The organism is Acinetobacter sp. F-1, assembly GCF_022869025.1.
Classification (GTDB): Bacteria; Pseudomonadota; Gammaproteobacteria; order Pseudomonadales; family Moraxellaceae; genus Acinetobacter; species Acinetobacter pseudolwoffii.
In genome coordinates, this window is record NZ_JAJKFX010000003.1 from 217734 (window position 1) to 231237 (window position 13504).

Annotated in this window: 22 protein-coding genes and 1 pseudogene; 18 read left to right on the forward strand and 5 right to left on the reverse strand. The window is 44.0% G+C overall.

Going from position 1 to position 13504, the window contains the following annotated elements; genetic code table 11:
• Window positions 1–104: 104 nt before the first annotated feature.
• From yihA to LOZ91_RS04785, 5 genes are all read right to left on the reverse strand, one after another.
• On the reverse strand, window positions 105–1049 hold the full coding sequence (gene yihA, locus LOZ91_RS04765; protein WP_005168732.1) for a ribosome biogenesis GTP-binding protein YihA/YsxC: 945 nt from the start codon (window positions 1047–1049) through the stop codon (window positions 105–107).
• Between the two features lie 88 nt (window positions 1050–1137).
• Window positions 1138–1590 carry an Rrf2 family transcriptional regulator gene (locus LOZ91_RS04770; RefSeq protein WP_005168731.1) on the reverse strand — a complete coding sequence of 151 codons (453 nt, stop codon included), beginning with the start codon at window positions 1588–1590 and terminating at the stop codon, window positions 1138–1140.
• An 89-nt stretch (window positions 1591–1679) separates the two neighbouring features.
• Entirely contained in the window at window positions 1680–2891 is a 1212-nt protein-coding gene (gene hmpA / locus LOZ91_RS04775; RefSeq protein WP_100355133.1) for an NO-inducible flavohemoprotein, read from the reverse strand.
• 316 nt (window positions 2892–3207) lie between these two features.
• Window positions 3208–3417 (reverse strand): DUF853 domain-containing protein, encoded by a 210-nt coding sequence (locus tag LOZ91_RS04780; RefSeq protein ID WP_244782738.1) that lies wholly within the window; start codon window positions 3415–3417, stop codon window positions 3208–3210.
• A 59-nt stretch (window positions 3418–3476) separates the two neighbouring features.
• The gene (locus tag LOZ91_RS04785) at window positions 3477–4679 is read right to left on the reverse strand and encodes a PLP-dependent transferase (protein WP_244782739.1); all 1203 of its coding nucleotides are present in this window, start codon (window positions 4677–4679) and stop codon (window positions 3477–3479) included.
• Between the two features lie 161 nt (window positions 4680–4840).
• On the opposite strand from LOZ91_RS04785, the gene LOZ91_RS04790 reads away from it, so the two are divergent.
• The 18 genes and pseudogenes from LOZ91_RS04790 to rplF all read left to right on the forward strand — a co-directional run bounded on the left by LOZ91_RS04790 (window position 4841) and on the right by rplF (window position 13494).
• A complete protein-coding gene (locus tag LOZ91_RS04790; protein WP_244782740.1) occupies window positions 4841–5602 on the forward strand; it encodes a type 1 glutamine amidotransferase in 762 nt (253 codons plus the stop codon).
• Between the two features lie 246 nt (window positions 5603–5848).
• Window positions 5849–6160, forward strand: a complete 312-nt coding sequence (gene rpsJ / locus LOZ91_RS04795; protein ID WP_000070912.1) for a 30S ribosomal protein S10 — start codon at window positions 5849–5851, stop codon at window positions 6158–6160.
• A gap of 60 nt (window positions 6161–6220) precedes the next feature.
• A complete protein-coding gene (gene rplC, locus LOZ91_RS04800) occupies window positions 6221–6859 on the forward strand; it encodes a 50S ribosomal protein L3 (RefSeq protein WP_005094152.1) in 639 nt (212 codons plus the stop codon).
• 11 nt (window positions 6860–6870) lie between these two features.
• On the forward strand, window positions 6871–7473 hold the full coding sequence (rplD, locus tag LOZ91_RS04805; protein ID WP_005094150.1) for a 50S ribosomal protein L4: 603 nt from the start codon (window positions 6871–6873) through the stop codon (window positions 7471–7473).
• A complete protein-coding gene (gene rplW / locus LOZ91_RS04810) occupies window positions 7470–7790 on the forward strand; it encodes a 50S ribosomal protein L23 (protein ID WP_005094149.1) in 321 nt (106 codons plus the stop codon). The genes rplD and rplW overlap by 4 nt, the downstream gene beginning before the upstream one ends.
• A gap of 11 nt (window positions 7791–7801) precedes the next feature.
• Complete coding sequence (gene rplB, locus LOZ91_RS04815; protein ID WP_005094148.1) at window positions 7802–8626, forward strand: 50S ribosomal protein L2; 825 nt, start codon at window positions 7802–7804, stop codon at window positions 8624–8626.
• Window positions 8627–8645: 19 nt separating this feature from the next.
• Window positions 8646–8921, forward strand: a complete 276-nt coding sequence (gene rpsS, locus LOZ91_RS04820) for a 30S ribosomal protein S19 (RefSeq protein ID WP_004281508.1) — start codon at window positions 8646–8648, stop codon at window positions 8919–8921.
• 11 nt (window positions 8922–8932) lie between these two features.
• Window positions 8933–9262: a 50S ribosomal protein L22 gene (gene rplV / locus LOZ91_RS04825; RefSeq protein WP_001982638.1), complete on the forward strand. Its 330-nt coding sequence runs from the start codon at window positions 8933–8935 to the stop codon at window positions 9260–9262.
• Between the two features lies 1 nt (window position 9263).
• Window positions 9264–10080: pseudogene (rpsC, locus tag LOZ91_RS04830) on the forward strand (30S ribosomal protein S3).
• Entirely contained in the window at window positions 10020–10433 is a 414-nt protein-coding gene (rplP, locus tag LOZ91_RS04835) for a 50S ribosomal protein L16 (protein WP_004281506.1), read from the forward strand. Before rpsC ends, rplP begins: the two are co-directional and overlap by 61 nt.
• A complete protein-coding gene (gene rpmC / locus LOZ91_RS04840) occupies window positions 10433–10630 on the forward strand; it encodes a 50S ribosomal protein L29 (protein ID WP_004281505.1) in 198 nt (65 codons plus the stop codon). Before rplP ends, rpmC begins: the two co-directional genes overlap by 1 nt.
• Window positions 10627–10884, forward strand: coding sequence for a 30S ribosomal protein S17 (rpsQ, locus tag LOZ91_RS04845; protein ID WP_004281504.1), 258 nt, complete (start codon window positions 10627–10629; stop codon window positions 10882–10884). Before rpmC ends, rpsQ begins: the two co-directional genes overlap by 4 nt.
• Before the next feature lie 91 nt (window positions 10885–10975).
• Window positions 10976–11344, forward strand: a complete 369-nt coding sequence (gene rplN / locus LOZ91_RS04850; RefSeq protein WP_005094147.1) for a 50S ribosomal protein L14 — start codon at window positions 10976–10978, stop codon at window positions 11342–11344.
• A 9-nt stretch (window positions 11345–11353) separates the two neighbouring features.
• Complete coding sequence (rplX, locus tag LOZ91_RS04855; protein ID WP_004281502.1) at window positions 11354–11671, forward strand: 50S ribosomal protein L24; 318 nt, start codon at window positions 11354–11356, stop codon at window positions 11669–11671.
• A 16-nt stretch (window positions 11672–11687) separates the two neighbouring features.
• Window positions 11688–12224: a 50S ribosomal protein L5 gene (rplE, locus tag LOZ91_RS04860; RefSeq protein ID WP_005094146.1), complete on the forward strand. Its 537-nt coding sequence runs from the start codon at window positions 11688–11690 to the stop codon at window positions 12222–12224.
• 9 nt (window positions 12225–12233) lie between these two features.
• Complete coding sequence (gene rpsN, locus LOZ91_RS04865) at window positions 12234–12539, forward strand: 30S ribosomal protein S14 (protein ID WP_004732275.1); 306 nt, start codon at window positions 12234–12236, stop codon at window positions 12537–12539.
• 12 nt (window positions 12540–12551) lie between these two features.
• Complete coding sequence (gene rpsH, locus LOZ91_RS04870) at window positions 12552–12947, forward strand: 30S ribosomal protein S8 (protein ID WP_005094144.1); 396 nt, start codon at window positions 12552–12554, stop codon at window positions 12945–12947.
• 13 nt (window positions 12948–12960) lie between these two features.
• Window positions 12961–13494 carry a 50S ribosomal protein L6 gene (gene rplF, locus LOZ91_RS04875; protein WP_005094142.1) on the forward strand — a complete coding sequence of 178 codons (534 nt, stop codon included), beginning with the start codon at window positions 12961–12963 and terminating at the stop codon, window positions 13492–13494.
• The last annotated feature ends 10 nt before the right edge of the window (window positions 13495–13504 follow it).

A 13504-nucleotide genomic window follows, 5' to 3' on the forward strand; every position in this document is an offset into this window, starting at 1 on the left:
GACCAGCTTGATATGGTGAAAATCACCTTAGAAAAAAACCTCCGTTATGCGGCATAACGGAGGTTTTTAATTTAAATCAATCAATCAAATATTTTGTCATTTGATTATTCAGCTGAGCGTTTATTCTGGTTTAGCTCATCTGCTGCTTTAAGTTCTGACTGATCCTGCTCAAGTAATTCAAGCGGTTCTTCAGCTTCATTTAAGTCATGCGGTGAAACCTCACCAATAGCAGTTGCATCAGACCCAGAGTCGAGTTCAACTGGTTCATCGAATTGATTTAGATCATGAGCCGATACTTCCGGAATACTGTCCAAATCAAATTGAGTTGATTGATCTAAAGTGAAATTCAGACGGCCGCCCATGACGCTGGCCAGTTCTTCAAGTCCCTCTTTGTTCATGGAGGAGAACAATTGAATCGAGAAGTCCAGTTTCATTTTTTTCAATGCAGCTTTGACTTCCTGAAGCGCTTTAGAGGCAGGGCCGCGATTCAGTTTATCTGATTTGGTCAAAAGAACATGCACAAACAAATGACGTGAATAAGCCCATTCCAGCATCATCACATCAAAGTGTTGTAGCGGATGACGAATATCCATTAACAGCACCAAGCCCTGTAAGCTTTTGCGATGAATCAGATAATTTTCCAGTTCTTTTTGCCAAACAATTTTCATCGCCTCTGGTACGGCAGCATAGCCATAGCCTGGTAAATCGACCAGACGCTGATCTGGATTACCCAAGCTAAAAAAGTTAATCATCTGGGTGCGGCCGGGTCTTTTTGATGCACGTGCCAACTGTTTCTGGTTGGTCAGGGCATTAATCGCACTGGATTTACCGGCATTGGAGCGACCGGCAAAAGCAATTTCATAGCCTGTATCTTCTACACAAAGACTGAGTTTTGGTGCACTCATTAAAAATTCGGCTTTGCGTAGCCAGTTGAGTGAGCGCACAGAATATTCAGTAATAGCAGAATCAACTTTTTTCTCGTAGCTGATCTTTTGCTTGGGTGCATGGGCTGTCTTACTGTTTTTGGATTTTCCTCTGCTGTGGTGCATAACTCAACTTCAATAAATGATCTACAAAGAAACATTATAAAGGAAGTCGCACAGGCAAGCGAACTTTGCTTTGCAATGCTATTGCAACTTAATCCATCAGGTTAATTAAACCGATTGGAGAAACAGTACTAAAATGAGATTGGTTAGATGGGGTGAGCACATCGGCCAGCGTATATTGGTTCAGGCTTTGGTAAAACTGTTCCAGCGCATGGTCGAGAATACCTTTTAAGCCGCAATTGCTACGCAGTACGCAGGGTGGGGTATTACATTCGACAATCACATGATTTTCACCCTGCAAGCTACGCACGATCTCACCGAGTTTTAGATTTAGTGTGGTAGGATTTAAGCGGATGCCGCCGCCTTTACCGCGTGTGGCAATAATCCAGTCTTGTTTCGACATGAAATGCACAATCTTCATTAAATGATTTTGTGACACATACAAATCTCGCGCAATTTCCGCAATCGTATACGGCGTATCTCGCGGCTGGGAGATGTACATTAAAATACGCAAAGCATAGTCGGTAAATTTGTTTAATTGCATGATCGCACTAATATCTTTAAGAATTAAATAGATAAGGGCTAGTCTAGCATAACCAGACTAGCCCCACCTATTCAGCTTGAAGCGAGGGCTTAGTGGTGAACCCCACCTGTACCAAATGCTTCACTATGAATATTTTCAGCAGGAATACCGCGGGCAACGAGTGCTTTTTGCTGTTCTGCCATAAATGGCATTGGGCCGCAAAGGTAATAATCGGCATTGACTGGTAACAGCGCTGCATCAACTGTACTCAGATCCAGACGACCTGCTACATCATAATCCTCACCCAGTTTGTCAGCTTGATGTGGAAATTCATAAGCAGTAAGGGTGCTTAAGCGCGGATATTTTGCTTTCAGGTCATGAATATGCTGGTGCATCGCATGAACCTGTTTGCTACGGCAAGCATGGATAAAGGTCACAGGTTGTGGCATATCCAGAGTCACCAGCTGGTTCAGCATCGCGATCATTGGCGTCAGGCCAACACCACCACTGATAAACACATTACGTTTAGCTGGATCGATCAGGTAGAAGTTACCTGTTGGTGCAGATACTTCAATTTCTGAACCTTCCGGCAAACCATGTAGAGTGTTAGACACCCAACCTGCAACTTGATCTGCGCCATTGCCCGGTTCACGTTTAACTGAAATACGCAAATAGTCTGCTTGAGGGCTGGTTGAAAGCGTATATTGACGCGGCTGTTTTAAGCCAAGTTCTTCTACGAATACACGAACTGAAATATATTGACCGGCTTCATATTTCGGTAAATCGCCACCATCGACCGGTTGTAGATAGATTGAAGTAATCTCGTCACTTTCCACTACTTTTTGGGCAATTTTGAAATTGCGCCAGCCTAACCAGCTACCTTTGGTTTGCTGATGCTGCTCATAGATCGTTTTTTCAGTGCTGATGAACAAGTCAGCCAATTGACCATAAGCTGTAGCCCAAGCATCAATTAATGGATCTTCCATCGGGATGCTTAATACTTCACTAATAGAATGCAGCAGGTTTTCACCCACAATATTATAGTCTGGCGCTTGAATGTTTAAGCTCACGTGTTTATGCGCGATCAGCTCAACCACAGGTAAAAGTACAGATGGGTCTTCAATATTTTCGGCATAGGCCAATACAGCGCCGGCAAGAGCTTGCGCCTGTGCACCACTGCGTTGGTGACCCATATTAAACGTTTCTTTAAGGGCAGGGTTGTTGCCTAACATGCGGTTATAAAAATAGCCCGTGAGTGCCACACCATTTTCGCGGAGTACAGGCACTGTTGCTTTTACAAGGTCAATTTGCTGCGGAGTCATGTTTGATCTCTCATGGCTGTTTATTTATAAGATGTATTTAAAATACATCTTATAGCATGCCTTGTAAATACATTTTTTAATAAAACCATAAAAAAATTATGGGATATCTGAATATCCCATAATTTTAAAAATCTTGATAGGAATAAATCGTGCTATTTTCACTGAAAAAGCAGTCATGAAACTCGCGGACAATTCTCCCCGGTATCATCTCCGAGCCTGCGTGTGCAGTTTGATAAATCGATCAGTATCTTTTATGAACTCTTCAGGTTGCCTAAGTCGCGTGTTCTAATTCCTTTGGTTGCTCACCGGTTAGAGGTCACTGTTCCTTGGCTTGCTGTTTTGCAAATTCTGCTTGTTTGGCATTTTTTTTGAGGTTCAGCCACTTGGGTTTTTGCAGCATTTCAAAAGCACTATTCCGATCGACACTCTGTTCATAAATAAGAGTGACTATTTTTTTAGTTTCAGTTAAACCGACAAGCAGACCATGCCGACTGGCAAGCTGTGAACGTAAGACAATGTCTTGCATGGTATTTGTGGTTTTTTAGCAATACCAAGTGGTGCTCACATAACTTTTCCTATTGTTTATCATTTATTTTTAGGCTTTTTCATGTGTTCTAGGGCGTACTGGATATCTTGAATCAAATCTTGCGGATGTTCCAGGCCGATACAGAAACGAACCAGAAAGCCATCTTTTAAATGTGAATGTTTCAGTACACGCATGTCTTTTAAGTTATAGAGCATGACCAGGCTGACAGGGCCACCCCAGCTAAATCCAAGTTTAAATAAGGTTAAAGCATCGCAGAAATGACGAATATCTTCGAAACTAAACTTGGCATCAAAAATAACACTCACAAGTCCTGCACTATGACTCTCGGAGCAAATATCTTTCCAGTATTGATGTCCAGCGCAATCTGGATCGGCTGGATGTAAAACTTGAACAAGCTCAGTTTGCTGTTTGAGCCACTTCATTAAAGTCAGTGCGCTTTCGGACTGATGCTGATAACGCAGTTGCATCGAAGCCAGACTGCGTTGTACCTGCGCCACATCATCACCAGAAACACTAATGCCCTGAATGGCATGGGTACGGAACAGTTTGTGATGCAGGGTTTTATCTCGTGTAACAACTGAGCCCATCAAGATGTCGCCACCACCGCTTGGATATTTGGTCAGTGCATGAACCGTGATATCGACACTTAAATGCTCTTCGCCAAAATCAAAAGCATTAAAAGCCAGACCTGCGCCCCAGGTATTATCCAGCGCCGTCAAAATATGATGTGCCTGGGCTTTTTTGATTAAACCGACCAGATCTGGAAATTCCAGTGTGACTGAACCGGCCGCTTCCAGCCAAAGCAGTTTTGCTTTTTTACTTGGTGTAAAGGTTTCGACCTCAAGCGGGTTATACACTTTGACCGCAATGCCATAACGCGTTTCCAGATTGCGCAGATGTTCCATGTTTGGGCCATAGATGTTATCGGCAACCCAGACTTCATCACCTTGGCTCAAGAAACAAGAATTCACCAGGTTAATGGCGGATAAACCGCTCGGCGCAAGTAGGCAGTATTCACCCCCTTCAATTTGCGCGATGTTATCGCCTAAGGTGAATGTCGTGGGTGTGCCGTGGGTGCCGTAGCTATAGTCATAAGCATCGGTCCAGTGGCGATTAAATAGCGCATCAGTATTCTCAAAAATAATGGTCGATGCACGAAACAGGGGAGGTTGAACCGTAGAAATGGATTGAGGGGCTTTTCGTGGTGCATGAATCAGGGTGGTTTGAGCGTTTTTTTTCACGTGAATGCCCTTAAATGTAATCAAATATTACCTTAGCTTAAGAGAATCTGTGACTCACTGCCAGTTCGGTTGTGAATTGTTAAAAAAATTGGTCCTTGAAAAAAGTTGGCTTCATTTTTGCAAAACCTAAAACTATCTAGCTAAAAAATAGGTTGAGGAGCATGAAGTCGCATTTAAAAGTGCATTATTTTCAGCATATTGCTGGCGAAGGTTATGGTAGTTGTCATAAGTTTTTAAAGCAGTATCAGGCGTACATTAGTGCGACTGAGTTTTTTGCTTTACCGTTGGATCGTCCTTTAGAGATTGAGGCTTTGCCAAGGGTTGAGGACGTCGATTTACTGATCATCATGGGCGGAACCATGAGTGTCAATGATGAGGCGAATTTCCCTTGGTTAAAGATAGAGAAACGCTGGTTGCGTCGTTATCTGTCACATGGCAAACCGGCAATCGGTTTATGCCTGGGTGGACAATTGATTGCCAATGCATTGGGGGCGGGCGTCAGTCGTAATCCTGAGCAGGAATTGGGCTGGGCCACGGTACACAAGGTAGCCAATCTACCGCAAGAATGTTTTAGCTTGCCCGAACAGTTCAATATTCTGCAATGGCATAGTGAAAGCTTTGAAATACCCAAAGGGGCAGTGCATCTGGCAGAAAACCAAGCCTGTCGTAATCAGATGTACCAGTTGGGCAAAAATGTACTCGGTTTTCAGTTTCATCCAGAGAGTACTCCAGAAACCCTGTCTTTATTTTTGGAAGATGAGGAGCAGCTTGCACAATTTTCAGGAAAATATGTTCAGGATCTCTCTGAATTAAAAAAGACCCATAAAAATAAGTTTGTTGAAGGAAATCAGATATTAAATCGAGCTATAGAATATGTCTTGGCGAAAACTGCCCCGCATTCAGAAAATAAACTCTTGTTTTAGGGGGTAAATTGAAAACTTGGATAAAACCATAAAAGGGATTTGCTTATGCATTAAACAATGGCTATAATAAGCGACCCTTCGATAGGAAGGGGGTTAACTGCGAATAAAGTAGTTAACTATCGTTACAGTCGTGGCATCGATCACGACCTTAGTGATATTTCACTGCTCTTGACACTTACCCGTATTAAAGTGGGGTGAGATGCGTCAGGAGTGATTCTTTATATATTTGGCTTGGAGTTTACTGGTATGTCTAACCAGAGAATTCGTATCCGTCTTAAGTCTTTTGATCATCGCCTGATTGATCAATCTGCTCAAGAAATCGTAGAAACCGCAAAACGTACTGGCGCACAAGTGTGTGGTCCAATTCCAATGCCAACACGCATTGAACGTTTTAACGTTTTAACATCACCACACGTAAACAAAGACGCGCGTGACCAGTACGAAATCCGTACTTACAAGCGTTTGATCGACATCGTTCAACCTACAGACAAAACTGTAGATGCATTGATGAAGTTAGATCTTGCAGCTGGTGTTGATGTTCAGATCGCATTGGGTTAAGGCTTTCGGGTTAATTAACACTCTAAGTTAATTAGGCCGCTTTTTTAGAGGTTTATGCACATGGCTATTGGTTTAGTCGGTCGCAAGTGCGGTATGACACGTATCTTTACAGATGCTGGTGTTTCTGTGCCTGTTACAGTGATTGAGGTTGATCCTAACCGCATCACTCAAATCAAAACGCTTGAAACTGATGGTTATCAAGCGATTCAAATCACTACTGGTGAACGTCGCGAATCTCGCGTAACTAACGCTCAGAAAGGCCACTTTGCGAAAGCAGGTGTTGCAGCTGGTCGTCTAGTTCAAGAATTCCGCGCTACAGAAGCTGATCTTGAAGGTCGTGAAGTTGGTGGTACGCTTACCGTTGAATTGTTCCAGGTTGGTCAAGTTGTTGACGTAACTGGTCAATCTAAAGGTAAAGGTTTCCAAGGTGGTGTTAAGCGTTGGAATTTCCGTACGCAAGATGCAACTCACGGTAACTCGCTTTCTCACCGTGTTTTAGGTTCTACTGGTCAAAACCAGACTCCTGGTCGCGTATTCAAAGGCAAAAAAATGGCTGGCCATTTAGGTGCTGAACGCGTAACTACACAGGGTCTTGAGATCGTTGCTATCGACACAGAACGTTCAGTTCTTGTTGTTAAAGGCGCGGTTCCTGGTGCTACTGGTGGCGACGTAATCGTTCGTCCTACGATCAAGGCCTGAGGGGAAATAACGTGAATTTAAATACTGTTTCCGGCTCTGCTGTTGAATTATCAGAAGTTGCGTTCGGTCGTGAATTTAATGAAGCTCTTGTTCACCAAGTGGTTACAGCTTATTTAGCTGGTGGCCGTCAAGGTTCAAAAGCTCAGAAATCACGTGCAGACGTTTCTGGCGGTGGCCGCAAGCCATTCCGTCAAAAAGGTACTGGCCGTGCTCGTGCTGGTTCTATTCGTAGCCCAATCTGGGTTGGCGGTGGTAAAACTTTTGCTGCTCGTCCACAAGACTGGTCTCAAAAAGTAAACCGTAAAATGTACCGCGGTGCTATGCAATGCATCATGGCTGAACTTGTTCGTCAAGATCGCCTAATTTTAGTTGATGAGTTTGCTGTTGCAGCTCCAAAAACTAAAGAATTGCTTGCAAAGCTTAACGACTTGAATGCAACTCGTGCATTGATCGTTACCGATGCTGTTGATGAGAACTTGTATCTTGCTGCACGCAATATTCCACACGTAGATGTGGTTGATGCTGCTGCAATCGATCCGGTTAGCTTGATTGCGTTCGACAAAGTTGTTATGTCTGTAGCTGCTGCTAAGAAAATTGAGGTAGAACTCGGATGAACAACGAACGTATCTATCAAGTCCTGCAAGGACCTGTATTCTCAGAAAAAGCACAAGTTTTAGGTGAAACTGCTGGTGTTCAAGTGTTTAAAGTTGCTATCAACGCAAACAAGCTTGAAATCAAAAAAGCAGTGGAACAACTCTTTGGTGTAGAAGTTGTTAAAGTTAACACGACTATCACTAAAGGTAAGTCTAAACGCTTTGGTAAAACATTAGGACGTCGTTCTGATGTTAAAAAAGCATACGTCACCCTGAAAGCTGGCCAAGATGTTGAAATGGCTGACTTGGGCGATACCGCTGAAAGCACAGCGGAATAAGGACGAGAATTATGCCTATTCAAAAATGTAAGCCAACGTCTCCAGGACGTCGCTTTGTAGAGAAAGTGGTTCATGATCACCTTCACAAAGGCGCACCGTACTCTCCGTTGGTTGAAGCTAAAAAACGTACTGGCGGCCGTAACAATAACGGTCACATCACGACTCGTCACGTTGGTGGCGGTCATAAGCAGCACTACCGTCTAGTTGACTTTAAACGTAACAAAGATGGTATTCCTGCAACTGTAGAGCGTATCGAATACGATCCTAACCGTACTGCACACATTGCACTTGTATTGTATGCTGATGGTGAACGTCGTTATATCATTGCTCCTAAAGGCCTTCGCGCTGGCGATAAAGTACAGTCTGGTAACGATGCTCCAATTCGTCCAGGTAACTGCTTGCCGCTTCGCAACATGCCAATCGGTTCTACTCTTCACAACATCGAACTTAAAATCGGTAAAGGCGCGCAGATTGCTCGTTCAGCTGGTACTTCAGTTCAGCTGTTGGGTCGTGACGGTTCTTACGCTATCGTTCGTCTACGTTCAGGCGAGATGCGTAAAATTCACGTTGAATGTCGCGCTGTGTTAGGTGAAGTATCTAACTCGGAAAGCAACCTTCGTTCGCTTGGTAAAGCTGGTGCATCGCGCTGGCGTGGTGTTCGTCCTACCGTTCGTGGTATGGCAATGAACCCGGTTGACCATCCGCACGGTGGTGGTGAAGGGCGTAACAAAGGTATTCAACCTGTAAGCCCATGGGGTCAAAAAGCTAAAGGGTACAAGACACGTACCAATAAGCGTACGACTAAGATGATCATTCGCGACCGTCGCGTTAAGTAACAAGTAAAGGAATCTGACAATGCCTCGTTCTCTGAAAAAAGGCCCATTCGTCGATGCGCACTTGTTCGCTAAGGTTGAAGCGGCTATCGCGGCTAATAACCGTAAGCCGATCAAAACTTGGTCGCGTCGTTCGATGATCCTACCGGATTTTGTTGGTTTAACAATTTCTGTACACAATGGCCGTAACCACGTTCCTGTGATCGTTTCTGAACACATGGTTGGTCACAAGCTTGGTGAATTTGCACCAACTCGTACCTATCGCGGTCACGGTGTTGACAAGAAATCTAAACGTTAATGGGTGCTATGATGGAAGTAACTGCTAAATTACGCGGTGCCGCTATCTCGGCACAAAAAGCTCGTTTGGTTGCAGATCTTATCCGCGGCAAATCTGTTGCGCACGCGCTTAACATCCTTAACTTCAGCAACAAAAAAGCTGCAGTTCTAGTTAAGAAAGCGTTGGAATCTGCGATTGCAAACGCTGAACACAATAACAGTTTAGATGTAGACGACCTTAAAGTTTCTACGATCTACGTTGATGAAGGCATGAGCCTGAAACGTATTATGCCACGTGCTAAAGGCCGTGCAGATCGTATTACTAAGCGTACTTGTCACATCACCGTTAAGGTAGGGGTTTGATATGGGTCAGAAGGTTCATCCAATCGGTATCCGCCTAGGTGTTGTGAAACGTCATAACGCTAACTGGTATGCGAATCCGAAACAATACGCTGAATACTTGCTTAAAGATCTTCAAGTTCGTGAGTTTTTAATCAAAAAACTTAAAAACGCGATGATCAGCAACATTCTTATCGAACGTCCTACAGGCGCTGCTAAAGTAACTATTAGCACTGCGCGTCCTGGTATCGTAATCGGTAAAAAAGGCGAAGATATTGAGAAACTACAACGCGAATTAACATCTATCATGGGTGTTCCTGCGCAAGTAAGTATCAATGAAATTGATCGTCCAGACTTAGACGCGCGTCTAGTTGCTGAAGCAATCGCTTCTCAATTGGAAAAACGTGTAATGTTCCGTCGTGCTATGAAGCGTGCGGTACAAAACACAATGCGTGCTGGTGCTAAAGGTATCAAAGTAGAAGTTTCAGGCCGTTTAGGTGGTGCTGAGATTGCTCGTACTGAGTGGTATCGTGAAGGTCGTGTACCTCTACATACGCTTCGTGCAGATATCGACTATGCGACTATGCGTGCTGAGACTACTTACGGTACGATTGGTGTTAAAGTTTGGATCTTCCGTGGTGAGATCTTGGGCGGCATGAAACAAGTCATGAACCCAGCTCCAGCAGAAGAACGTCCAGCTAAACGCGGTCGTGGTCGTGGTGAAGGTCAAGAGCGTCGTGGTCGTCGCAATGATCGTTCTGCTGAAAAAGGAGAATAATCCATGTTGCAACCTAAGCGTACTAAATTCCGTAAAGTGCAGAAAGGCCGTAACACTGGTCTAGCACACCGCGGTAGCACAGTATCTTTCGGTACTATTGCACTTAAATCAGTTGAACGTGGTCAAATGACTGCGCGTCAAATTGAAGCAGCGCGTCGTACAATTAGCCGTCGTATTAAGCGTGGTGGTAAGATCTTTATCCGTGTATTCCCGGACAAACCGATTACTTCTAAGCCGCTTGAAGTGCGTATGGGTAAAGGTAAAGGTTCTGTGGAATATTGGGTTTGCCAAATCAAACCAGGTAAAGTCTTGTACGAAATTGATGGTGTTAACGAAGAATTGGCTCGCGAAGCGTTTACGCTTGCAGCAGCTAAGCTTCCGTTTAAAACCGCTATCGTGACTCGGACGGTAATGTAATGAAAACTAAAGATCTACGTGAAAAGTCGGTAGAAGAGTTGACAGCTTTGCTTGATGAGCAACAGCTTAACCAATTCCGTCTTCGTATGGCGAAAGCAACTGGTCAATTGGGTAAATCGCATGAAGTTGCACTTACTCGTCAGACGATTGCTCGTATTAAGACCCTCCTTACCGAAAAACAGGGGAACGGACAATGAGTGATAAAACAGTCCGCACGTTAACTGGCAAAGTTGTAAGCGACAAGATGGATAAATCTATCGTTGTTCTTATTGAACGCCAAGTTCAACACCCGTTGTATGGCAAATTAATCCGCCGTTCAACAAAATTACATGCTCATGATGAGAACAACACAGCGAAAGCTGGTGATGTTGTAACCATTAAAGAAAGCCGCCCAATTTCTAAAACTAAGTCTTGGACTCTAGTTGAAGTTGTTGAAGCAGCTGCTGAGTAATTAACGTTCTTGTTGCATCATCGGTCAATTTCGAGTACTCTTTGAGCCTTTCGAAATTTCGACCGGTGTTGCTCGGTTTTGGAGTAGGGCAATGATTCAGACCGAAACTATGCTCGACGTAGCAGACAACAGTGGTGCACGCCGCGTACAATGTATTAAAGTACTTGGTGGCTCGCATCGTCGTTATGCTTCTGTTGGCGACATTATTAAAGTTACTGTAAAAGAAGCAATTCCACGCGCACGTGTTAAAAAAGGTGACGTGATGAATGCAGTTGTGGTTCGTACAAAATTCGGTATCCGTCGTGCAGACGGTTCAGTGATTCGTTTCGACGATAACGCTGCTGTTATTTTGAACACCAACAAAGCGCCGATTGCAACTCGTATTTTCGGACCAGTGACTCGTGAACTTCGTACTGAACAGTTCATGAAAATTATTTCATTGGCTCCTGAAGTTCTATAAGAGGCGATCATGGCTAAGATTAAAAAAGGCGATCAAGTAATTGTGATCGCAGGTAAAGAAAAAGGCAAACAGGGTACTGTTCTGTCTGTTTCTAATGACCGTGTTAAGGTTGAAGGCCTTAACTTGGTGAAGAAGCACCAAAAGCCGAACCGTGCTACAGGCGCTGAAGGTAGCGTTGTAACTCAGGAAGCTTCGCTTCATATTTCAAACGTGGCAGTTTTTAATGCTACAACCCAAAAGGCTGACCGTGTTGGTTACCAAGTGATTGATGGCGTGAAAACTCGCGTATTCAAATCAAATGGTGAATCAGTGGCGGTAGCGAAGTAATAGGTTGATATAGGCCATGGCCAGACTTAAAACACGTTACAATGACGAACTTAAAGCTCAGTTATTAGAGACTTTAGGCGTTAAAAATGTGATGGAAATTCCTCGCATCACTAAAATCACGATCAACATGGGTGTTGGCGCAGCTGCTGCTGACAAAAAACTCCTTGATGGTGCTCTTTCAGATATGCAAGCTATCGCTGGTCAAAAACCAGTACTTACGTTAGCTCGTAAATCAATCGCTGGTTTTAAAATCCGTGATGGTTGGCCGATCGGTTGTAAAGTTACTTTACGCGGCGAACGTATGTACGAATTCTTAGACCGTTTGATCTCGATTGCGATCCCTCGTATCCGTGACTTCCGTGGTTTCTCTGCGAAATCATTCGACGGTCGTGGTAACTACTCAATGGGTCTTAAGGAACAGATCATGTTCCCTGAAATCGATTTTGACAAGATTGATCGTATTCGTGGTATGGACATTACCATTACTACGACTGCTCGCACCGATGACGAAGGCCGTGCGCTTATGCGTGCATTCGGCTTCCCGTTCAAATAAGAGGTCGATATGGCTAAGAAAGGTATGATTAATCGCGAATTGAAACGCGAAGCTACTGTTGCTAAATACGCTGCAAAACGTGCTGAATTAAAAGCTGTTATTGCAAACGTAAATGCATCAGACGAAGAACGTTTCGAAGCGATGATGAAATTGCAAGCATTACCACGTAATGCATCTCCAGTACGTCTACGTAACCGTTGTGGTTTAACTGGTCGTCCGCATGGTTACTTCCGTAAGTTCGGTTTAAGCCGTAACAAATTACGTGAAACAGTAATGCAAGGTGATGTACCTGGCGTTGTTAAGGCAAGCTGGTAAGGAGCACTATAAATGAGTATGCAAGATACCGTTGCCGACATGCTAACACGTGTTCGTAACGCACAAATGGCGAAGAAACAAACTGTTTCTATGCCTAATTCTAAGTTGAAAGTTGCAATTGCTAACTTACTTCAACAAGAAGGTTACATTTCTAACGTAGAAGTTGCGGAAGCTGAAGGCAAACCAACTTTAACAATTACGTTAAAATATTTTGAAGGCAAGCCAGTGATTGACACTGTGAAACGCGTAAGCCGTCCAGGTCTACGTCAGTATCGCGGTAAAGATGCACTTCCAAGCGTTAAGCAAGGTTTAGGTATTGCAATTGTTTCTACAAGCAAAGGCATCATGACTGATCGCGCTGCACGTGCTGCAGGCGTTGGTGGTGAAGTTATTGCTTTTGTTTCTTAATAGGTGATTCCTCATGTCTCGTGTGGCTAAAGCCCCAGTAACTGTACCGAATGGTGTAACAGTTACTCAGAACGGCCGGCAGGTCGAAGTGAAAGGCACTAAAGGTACATTGTCTTTCAACCTGCATGCGCTGGTCGAGCTTAAACAGGAAGACGGTACTCTGGCTATTGCTCCAGTACAAGAGTCGAAAGACGCTTGGATGCAAGCTGGTACTGCTCGCGCTGTGCTTAACAACCTTGTAAAAGGTGTTAGCGAAGGTTTCGAACGTAAGTTACAGCTTATCGGTGTTGGTTATAAAGCTGCGGTTAAAGGTGATGTTGTTCATCTTAACCTTGGTTTCTCTCACCCGATCGATTATGCACTTCCTGCAGGTGTAACTGCTGAAACTCCAACTGCAACTGAAATCGTACTTAAATCTGCTGACAAAGCAGCTTTAGGTCAGGTTGCTGCAGATATCCGTGGTTACCGTCCACCAGAGCCGTATAAAGGCAAAGGTGTTCGTTATTCTGACGAAGTTGTACTTCGTAAAGAAGCTAAGAAGAAATAAGGCGCGAGGT

Coding starts and splice junctions, on each gene's coding strand:
- rplX (WP_004281502.1), top strand. CDS start 11,354: ATGGCTAAGATTAAAAAAGGCGATCAAGTAATTGTGATCGCAGGTAAA.
- rpmC (WP_004281505.1), top strand. CDS start 10,433: ATGAAAACTAAAGATCTACGTGAAAAGTCGGTAGAAGAGTTGACAGCT.
- rpsS (WP_004281508.1), top strand. CDS start 8,646: ATGCCTCGTTCTCTGAAAAAAGGCCCATTCGTCGATGCGCACTTGTTC.
- rplF (WP_005094142.1), top strand. CDS start 12,961: ATGTCTCGTGTGGCTAAAGCCCCAGTAACTGTACCGAATGGTGTAACA.
- rpsQ (WP_004281504.1), top strand. CDS start 10,627: ATGAGTGATAAAACAGTCCGCACGTTAACTGGCAAAGTTGTAAGCGAC.
- rplE (WP_005094146.1), top strand. CDS start 11,688: ATGGCCAGACTTAAAACACGTTACAATGACGAACTTAAAGCTCAGTTA.
- LOZ91_RS04770 (WP_005168731.1), bottom strand. CDS start 1,590: ATGCAATTAAACAAATTTACCGACTATGCTTTGCGTATTTTAATGTAC.
- hmpA (WP_100355133.1), bottom strand. CDS start 2,891: ATGACTCCGCAGCAAATTGACCTTGTAAAAGCAACAGTGCCTGTACTC.
- rpsJ (WP_000070912.1), top strand. CDS start 5,849: ATGTCTAACCAGAGAATTCGTATCCGTCTTAAGTCTTTTGATCATCGC.
- LOZ91_RS04780 (WP_244782738.1), bottom strand. CDS start 3,417: ATGCAAGACATTGTCTTACGTTCACAGCTTGCCAGTCGGCATGGTCTG.
- rplV (WP_001982638.1), top strand. CDS start 8,933: ATGGAAGTAACTGCTAAATTACGCGGTGCCGCTATCTCGGCACAAAAA.
- rplB (WP_005094148.1), top strand. CDS start 7,802: ATGCCTATTCAAAAATGTAAGCCAACGTCTCCAGGACGTCGCTTTGTA.
- rpsH (WP_005094144.1), top strand. CDS start 12,552: ATGAGTATGCAAGATACCGTTGCCGACATGCTAACACGTGTTCGTAAC.
- yihA (WP_005168732.1), bottom strand. CDS start 1,049: ATGCACCACAGCAGAGGAAAATCCAAAAACAGTAAGACAGCCCATGCA.
- rpsN (WP_004732275.1), top strand. CDS start 12,234: ATGGCTAAGAAAGGTATGATTAATCGCGAATTGAAACGCGAAGCTACT.
- LOZ91_RS04790 (WP_244782740.1), top strand. CDS start 4,841: ATGAAGTCGCATTTAAAAGTGCATTATTTTCAGCATATTGCTGGCGAA.
- rplP (WP_004281506.1), top strand. CDS start 10,020: ATGTTGCAACCTAAGCGTACTAAATTCCGTAAAGTGCAGAAAGGCCGT.
- rplC (WP_005094152.1), top strand. CDS start 6,221: ATGGCTATTGGTTTAGTCGGTCGCAAGTGCGGTATGACACGTATCTTT.
- rplN (WP_005094147.1), top strand. CDS start 10,976: ATGATTCAGACCGAAACTATGCTCGACGTAGCAGACAACAGTGGTGCA.
- rplW (WP_005094149.1), top strand. CDS start 7,470: ATGAACAACGAACGTATCTATCAAGTCCTGCAAGGACCTGTATTCTCA.